The sequence below is a fragment of the Commensalibacter nepenthis genome, from assembly GCF_029953305.1.
Lineage (GTDB): Bacteria > Pseudomonadota > Alphaproteobacteria > Acetobacterales > Acetobacteraceae > Commensalibacter > Commensalibacter nepenthis.
On record NZ_JASBAN010000001.1, the window covers coordinates 161,302 to 175,852 of the forward strand.

Genomic DNA, 14,551 nt, shown 5'->3' on the forward strand with positions numbered 1-14,551 from the left:
TGTCTATACTTCTTATACTTCGTATATATATTGTTCAAGATTCAAATGATAAAACGACCTTTAAATATTCATTATATGTAGGAATTGATCGGGTTGTTTACAGTGATATGGAATATTACTGTAATGACCATGCATAGAAAAACGAAGCTTACGCTGTATCATCGAGAGGAGATATGGCGATTATATCATCAAGAGAAAGTGATGATAACGGATCTGGCTAAGCGTTTTATGGTCAGCAGACCTACGATTTATGTTGTATTAAGGCGAGCTCGGTTGCAATTATTTGTGCCGATGTCCAGCACAAATGAGCGTTATAAAACGATCAAATATGGCATTAAACGCCTTGCTAAGATTGAAAAAACACTTGAGGACAACCTCAGATGGCAAGTCAAAAAATATAACAACTCTTATCCTGGGGAGATGGTGCATGTCGAGACTAAACGGCTTCCTTTGTTGAAAAATGAGACTAAATAGCAAAATCTTTTTGTAGGTATTGATGATTTTTCTCGAGAACTCTATGCAGGGATTTACAACGATAAATCTCAGTTTAGTACAGCTTTGTTCTTACAAGACGATGTGCAGGTTCAATGCCCTTATATGATCGAATGTGTTTACTTTGACAATGGCAGAGAATGCCAAGGAACGCTTGAACATCTGTTTGTTAAAACCTGTTATACCAATCGGATTAACCAGAAATTTACCAAGCCAGCTTGCCCTCAAACCAATGGCAAAGCAGAGCGCGTCATTCGCACACTCATGGAAATGTGGCATGAGCGTGCATTGTTCGTCAATGCTCAAGATCGAAAGTTAAAGTTGAAACGATTTATAAATTATTATAACATTGTTAAACCCCATAAAGGCATTCAAGGAAAAACACCCTATGAGGTCTTAGATGGTTATTTTAAACAAAATCTGTAAACAACCCGATCAATTCCTACATTTAAACAATGATACTGTTTATTTACCACAATTCAAACAAAGAGGTGGTAATCCATATATTACAAATAATGTTAGTATAGATATTATTAAATCTAAAGCTAACCAAGGGGACGTTGTTGCCCAACTTGCATTGGGATTATTATATGGGTTGGGAGAAAGAATTCCTCTTGATCATAAAAAAGCAGCTTATTGGTTTCAAAAAGCAGCAAATCAAGGTCATGTTGTGGCTTTGGTCAATCTAGGAGTGATGTATGATACAGGACGAGGTACTCCGAAAGATTTTATAAAAGCTAAAAAGTATTTTGAAAAAGCAATTTCAAAAGGTAGTTCTGAAGCTAAGATGAAATTAGGAATTATGTATTTTCTTGGTGAGATTACCCCAAAGGATAATGCTAAAGCACTAGAATTATTTGAGCAATTTTGTAAAGAATCACCCAAAGAGTGTAACAGAACCATTCAATCTATGATGCTACAATTGCGAAATTCTCGATAAAAGCCAATGAATGTAAAAATGTTATTTAAACATCATGCTTTTAAAAACATTATCTTTGTCGATAAAATGATGTTTAAAAGCGGCAGCAATATGCCCAACAACCATAATTCCTACGATCCAAGATAAATATATATGAACGGGTTTAATGATTGCTTTAAACTCAGGATTAGCATGAATTAAGGTTGGTAGATTAAAAAGATACAAAACGGGTGCTGGATAACCGACACTCCAACTGAGTAAGCAACCAGTCACGGGCATTAAAATCAACATCATATATAAAATAATATGCATAATATGTGTGAGTTTTTTTAATGTAGGCGACATTGTATCGGGTAAATCAGGCACTGGATGTGTGTAACGCCAGAATAATCGAATACAAAAAAGAAATATGATTGTTGTTGCGATGTTTTTATGTAGACCAATAAGGGTGGATCTTAATGGATCTGTGTTGGATATTATAAAATGATCGCTGTAAAATCCAATAAACCAAACAAAAATAAAAAGCGTAGCCATGAGCCAATGCAATATTTTGGCGGTTAACGTATATGATGTTTTCATAGTGATTCGTATCTCAACAAATGTTGTTTATATATTCTTTGATTTTATTGATATAGTAAAATATGAACATAGTCATATTAATTTTTCTATCGTTAGGATTTCAGTAATGATTAATAATATTTATTGCATTGGCAGGAATTACTCTGAACATGCCAAAGAGTTGGGGAATAATGTTGAGGCAGAACCAATTATTTTCAGCAAGCCCAATGCTTCGTTGGTGACAAATGATGTAATTACGTTACCTGATTTTTCAAACGAAGTGCATTATGAAACGGAGTTGGTGATTAAAATTATCAAAGAAGGTTTCAAAATTACCAAAATTGATGCAGAAACTTATTACGATGAGGTCGCTGTTGGATTGGACTTAACCGCCAGAGATTTACAAACTAAACTAAGGAAAAAAGAACTCCCATGGTTTTTATCAAAAGGATTTAAAGATTCTTGTTATGTTTCTTCTTTTATTCCGAAAAAGAATTTCGGGAAGCACATTCGTTTTTCGATGAACCAAAACGGTATAATTCGACAAGAAGGAAATACCCAAGATATGGTTTTTGATATTCCTTCTATTATTTCATATCTTAGCCAATATATCATTTTAAGCCCAAATGATTTAATTTATACTGGTACTCCCAAAGGGGTTGGTCAGTTACATCGTGGGGATCAGATTACTCTTTTTTTAGAAGATCAAAAAATGGCTCAGTTACAAGTAAAGTGAATAGTTTTTTATACAATGATAAGTAAGTTTTTACTCTAAGGTTCTTTGATATGCATGAAATCATATGTCCCAGTTGCCAGAAAGCATTTAAAGTTGATGAAGCTGGATATGCAGATATTTTAAAACAGGTACGTGATCGTGATTTTAATAAACAGTTAAACGAACGTCTTGAGTTGGCCCAACAAGAGAAAGAACGTGCGATTGAACTTGCATGTTCTAAAATTGTTACCGTTAAAGATTTAGAAATACAGGAATTAAAGAGCAACCTTAAATTTAGTGAAGAAAAACAAAAACAGGCGGTGGTTGAAGCGGTTAATAATATTGAAAAAGAATTACGGGGTGTTTTAGCTGATAATATTTCAGAAATACAACAGTTAAAAGCTAAAATAGATGCTGCTGAGATGGTTAAAGAGCTTGCTGTCACTAAGGCGGTGGGTATCGTTGAAAAAGAACGTGATCAATTTAAAAATAATCTGGAAAAAATAGAGTTAGAACAAAATCTCTCTGAAAAAAATTTAAAAGCAAGTTACGAAAAACAAATTCAAGATTTAAACAAAGAGATAGATCGTGTACGTGATATGAAGGCTCGATTATCAACAAAGATGGTTGGGGAGACTTTGGAACAACATTGTGAAATAGAATTTAATCGTATTCGTGCAACAGCTTTTCCAAAAGCTTATTTTGAGAAAGATAATGATGTTCGAACTGGCAGTAAAGGGGATTATATTTTTCGTGATATTAATGATAATGAAACAGAAATTGTTTCAATTATGTTTGAAATGAAGAACGAGAACGATCAGACAGCTACCAAAAAGAAGAACGAAGATTTCTTCAAAGAGCTTGATAAAGATAGAAATGAAAAGAGATGTGAATATGCGGTTTTAGTATCATTATTAGAACCTGAAAATGATTTTTATAACACGGGAATAGTTGATGTATCTTATCGCTATCCAAAAATGTATGTCATTAGACCTCAGTTTTTTATTCCAATTATTACGCTTTTAAGAAATGCATCTTTAAAATCGTTGGAGTGTAAGACTGAATTGATGCTCATGAAAACACAGAATATAGATATTACCAATTTTGAAAATGATCTTGAAACGTTTAAGAGTGGATTTGCAAGAAATTACGAGCTTGCGTCCAAACATTTTGAAAAGACTATCGATGAAATAGATAAGTCAATAGACCATTTACAAAAGGTAAAAGATGCCCTACTTGGAACAGATAAACAATTACGGTTTGCAAATGATAAAGCGCAGGAAATAACTGTTAAAAAACTTACTCGTAATAACCCGACGATGAAAGAGAAATTCCTCATCAATAATGTTCATAAAGAATAGGTTTATTGTCGCTATATCTTGCTATGAGTAAAATATATGATTATGCTGTGCTTTCATCGTTATTTAGAAGATTAAAGCGTAAGGACAAAGCATGATAGAGCGTCGTAAATTTTTAATTGGTGCAGGAACAGCGGTTACAACTTCTGTAATATTGTCTGATTCATTATTAACCAAAGCGGTTGCTCAAAGTACAGCTGGGTATCAGACCTTTTTGAAACAAATCCAACAACAAGCTGTGCAACAGGGGTTTAATGCTTCTATTATGAAACGGGCATTGGATTGGTCTGAACCGAATGCAAAAGTCATTCAATTGGATCGTAAGCAACCCGAATTTACGATGACTTGGGCGCAATATTATGAAAAGGTTATTTCTCCAACAAAAATCAGTCAAGGAAAAACCTCTTATCGTTCTTTATCAGGCACATTGTCAAAAATTTGGAAGCAATATCAGGTTGATCCTAGGATTGTTTTGGGGATTTGGGGAATTGAGTCTGCGTATGGAAAACATACGGGCAAATTTAATGTGATTGATTCTTTGGCAACGCTTGCTTATGAAGGCAGAAGGGCAAAATTCTTTAAATCAGAGCTGATGAAAGCGTTAAAGATTTTGGATAATCGCGATATTACTCCCGAAAAAATGTTGGGTAGTTATGCTGGGGCTATGGGGCAACCTCAATTTATGCCAAGCGCCTATTTACAATATGCGGTGGATTTTTCTGGTACAGGACAGCGTAATATTTGGACGGATGTCCCTGATGTATTGGCTTCGATTGCGAATTATTTGGCAAAGTGTGGCTGGCGTGGTTCTGAACCTTGGGGGCAAGAAGTAACAATAGAGGGCAATTTATCCCAAGGGCAAATCGGGCGTAAAAATATTAAAACCTTAGGTCAATGGCAGGCTTTGGGCGTGCGTCGTAAGAACGGAACCAATTTTTCAACTAGCTCTGTTCAAGGTGCTGTTATCAGACCTGATGGTGACGGCGGACAAGCTTTTATGGTTTATCATAATTTCAATGTTATTCGTCGTTATAATCCATCAGACTACTATGCTTTGGCGGTAGGATTGCTTGGTGATGCGGTTGGGTAATAAATAGAGTTGTTTTTTTGGAAAGAGAAGCGTAAAGCTGGGTATGATTTTATTTTTTAAATGGTTGTAACAACTGTGAAACACCCAATAATAAAAACTTATGGCTTTGTATTTGCAGCAATTCTATTGGCATCTTGTTCTAAACAAGATGATTCTGTAGTTTCTCAGGTAAAACCGCATTATGAGGTTGGTCAACCGTATCAATTAGGCGACCGCTGGCTATACCCAGAGGAAAATTTTGCTTATAGAGGTACGGGTATTGCTGTTGCTTCTTCTAAAAAGGCAAAACAAGTAACTGCGGATGGGGAAATTTACGCGCCTCAATCAATGACAGGGGCACATCCAACATTGCAATTGCCTGCGATTGTGACTGTTCGTAATTTAGAGAATGGTAGGGAAATTACAATCCGATTAAATGATCGTCCCATTTCAACATCAGATAGAATTTTAGAATTAACACCAAAGGCAGCTGAATTGTTGGGAATTTCTAGGAATTCTGAGGCTAAGGTAGAGATTATTGAGGATGAAAAACGAAGTCAAGATTTGGCTTATAAAATGCCTGATGGTCCTCAAACACAAATGCAAGTGAATACAGCACCTTTGAGCACGATCAAGGTTGAGAATTTAGAGGGTTCACCACAATCTGTAAATTCTGTTACACACTCTCTTGAACAACCTACGGGGAAAAGTGTACAAGGAACAATTGCTTTGGAGGATCTTCCAGTTGAATATCGCCAAGGTGCTGCAACGGGTGGGCAATTATGGATTGATGGTGGCTCTTTTACATCAAGTGTTTATGCTAGTCGTTTGGCTGCAAAAATGGGTGGTCGTTTGGTAAATAGTTATACTGGGGGAAGACGTGTTATCAGGGTTCGCTCTGGACCTTATACCAGTATAGAACAAGCAGATCAAAATTTGGATTCTTTATTAAAATCTGGCATAAAAGGTGCCAAAATTATCGTTGAATAGGGATTGAATAAGCGTGCAAACTCGTAGATCATTATTAACTGGTGCTAGTGGCCTTGCTTTTTCTTTGGCAGTAATGAGTTCTTCTCCAGCTGAAGCAAAAAAACGCAATTTACGTAAACAAGCGGCTGCTCCTGCACAACCAATAGCCCCCAGTGGTCCCCCAGCCAATACACCTATCGGACCATTTGCGACTAGTGCACAATATGCATTTATTATGGATTATAATACAGGTGCTGTTTTGTTGGATAAACTGGCAGATCAACCGATGCATCCATCCTCTTTGACGAAAATCATGACATGTTATGTTGTATTTGCTATGTTACGTACTGGGCGTATTAAATTGGATCAGCTTTTACCTGTCAGTGAAAATGCATGGAGAATGCAGGGCTCAAAAATGTTTGTGCCTTTAAATGGACAGGTTTCTGTACAAGATCTTATTCAAGGTGTTATTATTCAATCTGGAAATGATGCTTGTATTGTTCTGGCAGAGGGGATTGCTGGATCAGAACAACAATTTGTTGCGATTATGAATGATTGGGCTCCTAAATTAGGGCTTAAAAATACGCATTTCTTGAATTGCACGGGCTGGCCAAATGATAATCATTTAATGTCTGCACATGATATTGCATTGATTGCATATCATCTTATTCATGACTACCCTGAATATTATCATTTCTTTTCTGAAAAAGAATTTACGTTTAACAATATTACCCAAGGAAACCGTAATGTCTTGGTTGATAAGGGATTGGCAGACGGTTTAAAAACAGGTCATACCTCAGCTGGTGGATATGGTCTTTGTGCCAGTTCTGAACGTAATGGTCGTCGTGTAATTTTGGTTGCCAATGGAATGTCTTCGATGAATGAACGTGCGCATGAATGTGAACGTTTATTACAATGGGCTTTTAACCAATTTGAAAATGTTAAATTATTTAACAAAGGTGAAGTTATTGAAACTGCACCTGTATGGATGGGAACATCTCCAACGGTGCCTTTGGTTGCAGGTGCAGATTTAGTGATGACGTTACCCGTTGGTTGGCGTAATAAAATGCAAGTGACATTGGATTATAATGCACCTATTGCAGCACCGATCACCAAAGGGCAAACAGTTCAGGCTTCATTATCAGTGCAAAATGGTGGTCAAGCCATCCAGATCCCTGTGATTGCAGGGGAAAGCGTGCCAAAGTCAGGGGTGATTTCCAGAACCTTTAAAAATATTGGTTATCATTTCGGAAAAAAAATATAAGATGTTGATTAATGAAAGATAGGCGATATTCTAATTATTATTTCTATCTTTCATTGTATCAGGATGCATAAGAAAGTATGAAACAGTTATGACAGGGTATTTGATTACTTTCGAAGGTGGGGAAGGTGCGGGCAAATCAACGCAATCTCGGCGTTTATATGAAGCATTTGAAAGAGATGGTCGAAAAGTTTTATTGACCAGAGAACCTGGCGGTACAAAAGGAGCCGAAGCGATCAGAGAGCTTTTGCTATTTGGTGGCTATTCTTTTTCTTTGCGCTCTGAAATTATGGCGCATTTTACGGCACGGTGTGACCATGTTGATCAAATCATTAAGCCTGCTTTAAGCCAGGGTTATATTGTTATTTGTGATCGTTATATTGATTCTACACTTGCTTATCAGGGATATGGTCTGGGTAAAGGGGATCAAGAATTGATCCAATATATTAACCATCTTTCCGATTTGATTGCCTTACAACCTGATCTGACCTTAGTTTTCGAAGCACCATATGATATTATGACAGAACGTTGTCATGCCCGTCAAGGTAAAGTAGATCGCTATGAACAGCTTGATGAAGCTTTTCATTATCGTGTTTTAAACGGATTTAAACAGATTATGATCGATCGTCCAGATCGCTGTATCAGAGTGGATGCGCACAGAGATATGGAAACGATTCATCAAGATGTGTATGATATTGTATCTCGTCAACTTTTTGAATCGAAGCAATGATATCCAGACAAAATGATCATTTATGGGGACATAAAAAAGAATATGCTTATTTTCAGCAAGCCATTGCGCAAAATAAGCTGCATCATGCTTGGCTAATCAATGGTGAAGAAGGAATAGGGAAAGCAACCTTCGTTTATCATTTGGTTCGATTAATCTTGGGTCAGACTCCAGCAGCAATCAGTCGTATCAAAGCAGGAAGTCATGCTGATTTATTAGTCGTGGGCCGTCGACTAGATGAAAAAAAGAATCGATTACGCTCTGAAATCTTGATGGATGATATCAAAGCGGTTGGAGAATTCTTACGTTTAACTCCAGCAGAGGGTGGATGGCGTATTGTTGTGATCGAAGATGCAGATTTAATGAACCGCAATGCCGCAAACAGCCTGTTGAAATTGTTAGAAGAGCCACCCAAAGGGGCTTTGTTATTTTTAATCACAACGCATCCTAATCGTTTATTACCAACGATATTAAGTCGTTGTCGTAAGATGACTTTACATGGATTATCAGTGGAAGAGATGAAACAAGGTTTATCTGTTTTAAAGCCTCAATTATCTCAATCTGATCAAAATAAAGCCATTCAATTGGCGGATGGTTCTTTGGGTAAAGCTTTACAGTTACTGGAAAGTGGGCATTTGAATATAAAGGATATTGTCGAGATGCTTTTCAGTCATCCACTTAAAGGCAAAGAAATTTATAAACAAGCAGATTTAATATTACAAAAAGAGAATGGGTTTACTATTTTTCTTGATTTATTAACGGATGCGATTTCTGCACGCATTCGACAAGCCCTGCAAGAAAGAAAAAATGAATTTGGATATCCAATGCGATCTATTCCACAATGGATAGAAATATGGCAAACACTTTTAAAGTGGCATAAAGAAGCCGAATCTTTTAATCTAGACAAGAAACAAACACTCATTTCTGAACTTAACCTTGTAAGTGAACTATGAAACCTCATTATATGATTACTACCCCAATTTACTATGTAAATGGGTCACCCCATGTTGGTCACGCTTATACGTCTATTGCGGCTGATGTTTTGGCACGTTTCAAACGCCTTGATGGCTATGATGTGTTTTTCTTAACAGGTACTGATGAACATGGACAAAAGGTAGAGCAAGCTGCTCAAGATAAAGGTCAAACAGCACAGAAATTTGCAACGATGGTATCTGCACAATTCCGAGATATGGCAGATCAGTTGAATATTTCTTATAGTGTTTTTATTCGTACAACAGAAGAGCGTCATATTAAAAGTTGCCAAGCCTTGTGGCAAAAAATTGCTGATGCAGGTTATATTTATTTAGGTGCTTACGAGGGATGGTATTCACTTCGTGATGAGTGTTATTATGGCGAAGATGAGCTTACAACTGCTGAAGATGGGCGCAGGATTGCACCAACAGGGGCAGAGGTAAAATGGTTAAAAGAGCCTTCATATTTCTTTAAACTCTCTGTATGGCAAGATAAATTATTAGAATTTTATGAACAACATCCTCATTTTGTTGGTCCAGAGAGTCGTCGTAATGAGTTGTTAAGCTTTATCAAATCAGGATTACGGGATTTATCTGTCAGTCGTACAAGCTTTAAATGGGGTATTCCTGTTCCTGGGGATGATGACCATGTGATGTATGTGTGGTTTGATGCTTTGACAAACTATATTTCTGCTTTGGGTTATCCAAATATTGACAGTTCTGATTTGTGGCGTTTCTGGCCTGCTGATTTACATTTAGTCGGTAAGGAAATCTCTCGTTTTCATGCACTCTATTGGCCAGCATTCTTGATGGCTGCGGGTTTAGAAGTTCCTAAACGTATTTACTCTCATGGTTGGTGGACTGTTGAGGGTGAAAAGATGAGCAAATCTGTGGGGAATGTGATTGAACCTTTGAAGTTAGTTGAAGAGTTCGGGCTTGATCCTGTTCGTTTCTTTTTGCTTCGTGAAGTTCCTTTTGGCGGTGATGGGGATTATAGCCGACAATCATTAATTAATCGTATGAATAACGAGCTAGCCAATGATTTAGGGAATTTAGCCCAAAGAACATTGTCTCAAGTCATGCGGAATTGTGAAGGAAAACTTCCTGAAATTGGGCAACGCAATCAGGATGATGAGGCATTGCTTGCCAAGGCGATATTATTACCGACTTTGTTGCGTGAACAAATAGATCGTCAAGCATTACATGAAGCTTTAGAAACCGTTTGGAAAACTATTCGTGCTTCAAATGCGTATATTGACCATCAAGCACCTTGGACATTGAAAAAAACTGACTTAGAACGTATGAATGTTGTTTTACGAGTGCTGGTGGATACATTGCGTATTATTGCAACTTGTTTACAACCTTTTATGCCAGAGGCGATGGATAAGTTGTTAATACAGTTGGGTGTTGCTGATTCTGAACGTCAGTTATCAGATCTTGAAACGGCTATTCCTGTGGGTCGAGAGCTTCCTGCACCTTCTGGTATTTTTCCAAGATTTGTAGAGACTGAATAATTCTTATGCTGTTAGTTGATTCCCATTGTCACCTTGATTTTTTTTCAGATGAAGAAATAGCAACGCTGCTAGATCACGCCGAACAAGCAAAGTTAGGAGAGATCGTAACCATTGGAACGCGTATTTCTCAAGCGGATACGCAAAAGAGTATAACGAGTTTTACTCGACCTGATCTGAAAATATGGTGTACAGTTGGAACGCATCCTGAATATGTCAAAGATGAAGTTTTTGCGACTGCGGATGAAATTGCTTCTTTGACAGATCATCCACAAGTTGTTGGTATTGGTGAAACTGGGCTTGATTATTTTTATGGTGAGCCGCATGTATTTATCAAACAACAAGAATTTTTCAGAGCTCATATTCAGGCAGCTCAAAAAACGCAATTACCTGCTTGTATTCATGCCCGTGAAGCAGATGAGGATATTGCCAGAATTTTACAAGAAGAAACGTTGAATGGAGGGAGTTTTCCTTTTCTAATTCATTGTTTTACGTCCAGTCTTGCTTTGGCTCAAGCAGTGATTGAACTGGGAGGATATATCAGTATTTCTGGGATTGCCACTTTTAAGAAAGCTCAAGAATTAAGAGATGTAATTCTACAATTACCAATAGATCGTTTGTTAGTCGAAACAGATTCGCCTTATTTGGCACCCGTTCCCCACAGAGGGAAACGTAACGAGCCTGCTTTTGTTGCTCATACTGCAAAATATATTGCGGAGTTAGTGGGTATGAGTGAAACAGAATTTGTCGATCAAACGACAAGTAATTTTCATCGTTTATTTACAAAGGCAAAGTAATCATGAAAGTAACGTTCTTGGGATGTAGTGGCTCTGGTGGTGTACCAATGGTTGGTGGAGAGGATGGTAAAGGATTTTGGGGAGATTGCGATCCTCTTGAACCTAAGAATAGGCGAACAAGATCTTCGATTGTTATTGAAACGAACCAGAAAAAACATATTATTATTGATACAGGTCCTGATATTCGTGAACAGTTACTTCGTGAAGAAATGGGTAAGTTAGACGCAGTCATTTATACCCATGCACATGCAGATCACATTGCAGGTCTGGATGAGCTGCGCTCAATTAATCGTATGATTGGCAGACCTATTCCAATTTATGCAACCTCTGAAACAATACAAGAACTTCAACATCGTTTTGAATATGCGTTTAAGCCTTGGACTACAGCGCCTCACTTTTTCCGTCCTGTATTAGATGTGAATATCGTTGAGTATGGTGATGTTTTTACAGTGGCAGAGGAAACAATTCAGACATTTGAACAATGTCATGGGTTTGGGAAAACGCTTGGAATACGATGTGGTTCGGTTGCTTATTGCACAGATGTAATGGACATTTACCAAGATGGGTTGGATATTTTGCATGGCGTAGAAACGTGGATTGTAGGATGTTTTCAACGAGAGCCACATCCTGCCCATGCGTGGGTAGATAAAGTATTAGAGTGGCGTGAAAAGATTAAACCTGGCAGAACTTTTTTAACCCATATGGGACCTGATATGGATTGGGGTTGGTTAAATAATAATCTGCCAAAGGGCGTTGATGTTGCTTATGATGGTTTACAGGTTTTTTCTTCGTAGATCATAGTTTTCTAAATTGAACATTGTAATTTCTCTTACTGGTATATGATTACTTACTATCAAAAATATTAAAATTATAATAAATACATAATTAACTTAGAACCTTGTGGTTAAATCCCTAACTATAAACAGAATATTTTGCAATTCAATAAGTAAGAGCTTAAATAATGACGATTGAAAACGAAGGCTTAATCAAAGAAACTCCATTGGTAGCAGCATTGAGCGAGCGTTATTTGGCTTATGCGTTATCAACGATTATGTCTCGGTCTTTGCCAGATGTAAGGGATGGGTTAAAGCCTGTTCACCGTCGATTAGTTTTTGCGATGCGACAATTAAAATTAGATCCAAAGTCAGGCTTTAAAAAATGTGCGCGTATTGTAGGGGATGTGATTGGTAAATATCATCCTCATGGTGATGCTGCGGTTTATGAGGCTTTGGTGCGTTTGGCTCAAGATTTTGCGGTCAGATATCCTTTGGTTGAAGGACAAGGGAATTTCGGTTCCATTGATGGCGATAATGCAGCAGCCATGCGTTATACTGAATCTCGTATGACAATGATTGCCCACGCATTACTTGAAGGGATTGACGAGAATGCTGTTGATTTTCGTGATACCTATGATGGTGAAGAAGAAGAACCAATTGTTTTGCCAGGGGCGTTTCCTAATCTATTAGCCAATGGTGCCAGTGGGATTGCGGTGGGGATGGCAACGAATATTCCCCCTCACAATGCGGGTGAGCTTTATGCCGCAGCAATGCATTTAATCAAAAAGCCTGATGCATCAACAAAGGATTTGTTACAGTTTATTCAAGGACCGGACTTTCCGACAGGTGGAGAGATCGTCGAGGATCAAGAGATTATTTTGCAAACTTATGAAACGGGTCGTGGTTCGCTTCGCCTCAGAGCTCGTTGGGAAGTCGAACAAGGACGATTTGGTACATGGCATGTTGTTGTTACCGAGATTCCTTATCAAGTGCAGAAATCAAAATTAATTGAGCAAATTGCGTTTTTAATGGAGCAGAAAAAACTTAATTTACTAGCCGATATTCGTGATGAAAGTACTGATGTTGTAAGGTTGGTCTTAGAGCCAAAAAATCGTACCATTGAGCCTGAAGTTTTGATGGAATCTTTATTTAAAGCAACGGCTTTAGAGGGGCGCTTTTCTTATAATATGAATGTTTTAGATTCTAAATCTGTTCCCAAGGTAATGGGATTAAAAGATATTTTACAGGCTTGGTTGGATCATCGTTATGAAGTATTAGTGCGTCGTAGTCAGCATCGTCTTAGTACGTTGGAGCGTCGTTTAGAAATTCTACAAGGTTTATTAGCGGTTTATTTAAATCTCGACGAGGTTATTCGTATTATTCGTGAGGAAGACGAAGTTAAAGCTGTTTTGATGCAGACTTTTAAATTGACAGATCTGCAAGCAGAATCAATTTTAAATATGCGTTTACGCAGTTTACGTCGTTTAGAAGAAGACGCTATTCGTCACGAATATGATGAATTATCTGCCGAAAGAGCAGCATTGAACGCACTATTAAACGATGAATCATTATGTTGGAAGAAAATCTCTCAAGAGTTAAAAGAAGGAAATAAACTTTTTGGAACTGGGGTTTTGGGACAACGTCGTACTTTAATCTCTGGCGCACCCAAAGCAGTTGATGTGGTTGAAGTGTTAGAAGAAGTTGAAAGAGAACCACTAACAGTAATCTTATCTCAAAAAGGATGGATCAAAGCGTTAAAGGGACATGCTCTTGATTTAACTTCACAAAAATTCAAAGAAGGCGATCAATTCGAACTATCTTTGGAATGTCAAAGCAATGATCGACTTTGTGTATTTGGCAGTGATGGTAAAAGCTTCAATATCAAAGCTTCTGACTTGCCACGGGGGCGTGGTGATGGGCAACCTATTCGTTTATTGGTTGAGTTATCCAACGATGCGACTATTTTAGCTTTGTTTGTTTTAGAAGATAAAGGTAAATATTTATTGGTATCTGACAGTGGACGTGGTTTCATTACCGAAGGGAATAATTTATCAACAGATCGTAAAATAGGTAAGCAAATTTTAAATCTCAAAGATGATGAAAAAGCAATCTATTGTTTGCCTATCAATGGTGACTATGTTGCGATTGCAAATACAGCCAGCAAATTCTTGATTTTCCCAGTTGAGCAAATTCCCGAGTTAAAAAAGGGCGCAGGGGTTATTTTACAAAAACTTGGTAAAGGTAAGCCGAAACTTGTTTCTGTTTTTTCTTCCGAAGATGGGCTAATAATTTCCGATAAAAGCCGCAAGAGAAACCTGGAAGAGTTAAAAGATTTTGTAGGTAATCGTGCGGGTGTGGGGAAAAAATCCCCTAATTGGTTAAGAGGATAGTTTTGTTCATTAATAAACATGGAAAATAATTAATGGTG

15 protein-coding genes are annotated in these 14,551 nt (G+C 37.5%); 14 read left to right on the forward strand and 1 reads right to left on the reverse strand.

Features of this window, described 5'->3' with window-relative positions; all coding sequences use genetic code 11:
• The first annotated feature begins 123 nt into the window (after positions 1 to 123).
• The 3 genes from QJV33_RS00700 to QJV33_RS00710 all read left to right on the forward strand — a co-directional run bounded on the left by QJV33_RS00700 (position 124) and on the right by QJV33_RS00710 (position 1,432).
• Complete coding sequence (locus QJV33_RS00700) at positions 124 to 474, forward strand: hypothetical protein (protein WP_281461509.1); 351 nt, start codon at positions 124 to 126, stop codon at positions 472 to 474.
• A gap of 84 nt (positions 475 to 558) precedes the next feature.
• Positions 559 to 918, forward strand: a complete 360-nt coding sequence (locus QJV33_RS00705; RefSeq protein ID WP_281461510.1) for an integrase core domain-containing protein — start codon at positions 559 to 561, stop codon at positions 916 to 918.
• The gene (locus QJV33_RS00710; RefSeq protein ID WP_281461511.1) at positions 893 to 1,432 is read left to right on the forward strand and encodes a tetratricopeptide repeat protein; all 540 of its coding nucleotides are present in this window, start codon (positions 893 to 895) and stop codon (positions 1,430 to 1,432) included. The genes QJV33_RS00705 and QJV33_RS00710 overlap by 26 nt, the downstream gene beginning before the upstream one ends.
• Before the next feature lie 21 nt (positions 1,433 to 1,453).
• On the opposite strand, the gene QJV33_RS00715 is transcribed toward QJV33_RS00710, so the two are convergent.
• A complete protein-coding gene (locus tag QJV33_RS00715) occupies positions 1,454 to 1,990 on the reverse strand; it encodes a cytochrome b (protein WP_281461512.1) in 537 nt (178 codons plus the stop codon).
• A 106-nt stretch (positions 1,991 to 2,096) separates the two neighbouring features.
• On the opposite strand from QJV33_RS00715, the gene QJV33_RS00720 reads away from it, so the two are divergent.
• The 11 genes from QJV33_RS00720 (at position 2,097) to parC (ending at position 14,513) form a co-directional block, all read left to right on the forward strand.
• On the forward strand, positions 2,097 to 2,705 hold the full coding sequence (locus QJV33_RS00720; protein ID WP_281461513.1) for a fumarylacetoacetate hydrolase family protein: 609 nt from the start codon (positions 2,097 to 2,099) through the stop codon (positions 2,703 to 2,705).
• Positions 2,706 to 2,755: 50 nt separating this feature from the next.
• Entirely contained in the window at positions 2,756 to 4,045 is a 1,290-nt protein-coding gene (locus QJV33_RS00725; protein WP_281461514.1) for a DUF2130 domain-containing protein, read from the forward strand.
• A 91-nt stretch (positions 4,046 to 4,136) separates the two neighbouring features.
• Positions 4,137 to 5,132, forward strand: coding sequence for a lytic murein transglycosylase (locus QJV33_RS00730; RefSeq protein ID WP_281461515.1), 996 nt, complete (start codon positions 4,137 to 4,139; stop codon positions 5,130 to 5,132).
• Positions 5,133 to 5,207: 75 nt separating this feature from the next.
• A complete protein-coding gene (locus QJV33_RS00735; RefSeq protein ID WP_281461516.1) occupies positions 5,208 to 6,101 on the forward strand; it encodes an SPOR domain-containing protein in 894 nt (297 codons plus the stop codon).
• Positions 6,102 to 6,114: 13 nt separating this feature from the next.
• Positions 6,115 to 7,344: a D-alanyl-D-alanine carboxypeptidase family protein gene (locus QJV33_RS00740; RefSeq protein ID WP_408869643.1), complete on the forward strand. Its 1,230-nt coding sequence runs from the start codon at positions 6,115 to 6,117 to the stop codon at positions 7,342 to 7,344.
• An 88-nt stretch (positions 7,345 to 7,432) separates the two neighbouring features.
• The gene (gene tmk, locus QJV33_RS00745; protein WP_281461517.1) at positions 7,433 to 8,071 is read left to right on the forward strand and encodes a dTMP kinase; all 639 of its coding nucleotides are present in this window, start codon (positions 7,433 to 7,435) and stop codon (positions 8,069 to 8,071) included.
• Positions 8,068 to 9,021 (forward strand): AAA family ATPase, encoded by a 954-nt coding sequence (locus tag QJV33_RS00750; RefSeq protein ID WP_281461518.1) that lies wholly within the window; start codon positions 8,068 to 8,070, stop codon positions 9,019 to 9,021. The genes tmk and QJV33_RS00750 overlap by 4 nt, the downstream gene beginning before the upstream one ends.
• Positions 9,018 to 10,553 (forward strand): methionine--tRNA ligase, encoded by a 1,536-nt coding sequence (metG, locus tag QJV33_RS00755; RefSeq protein ID WP_281461519.1) that lies wholly within the window; start codon positions 9,018 to 9,020, stop codon positions 10,551 to 10,553. Before QJV33_RS00750 ends, metG begins: the two co-directional genes overlap by 4 nt.
• Before the next feature lie 5 nt (positions 10,554 to 10,558).
• Complete coding sequence (locus QJV33_RS00760) at positions 10,559 to 11,347, forward strand: TatD family hydrolase (RefSeq protein ID WP_281461520.1); 789 nt, start codon at positions 10,559 to 10,561, stop codon at positions 11,345 to 11,347.
• A gap of 2 nt (positions 11,348 to 11,349) precedes the next feature.
• Positions 11,350 to 12,141, forward strand: coding sequence for an MBL fold metallo-hydrolase (locus QJV33_RS00765; RefSeq protein ID WP_281461521.1), 792 nt, complete (start codon positions 11,350 to 11,352; stop codon positions 12,139 to 12,141).
• A 167-nt stretch (positions 12,142 to 12,308) separates the two neighbouring features.
• Complete coding sequence (gene parC / locus QJV33_RS00770) at positions 12,309 to 14,513, forward strand: DNA topoisomerase IV subunit A (protein ID WP_281461522.1); 2,205 nt, start codon at positions 12,309 to 12,311, stop codon at positions 14,511 to 14,513.
• Positions 14,514 to 14,551: the final 38 nt, after the last annotated feature.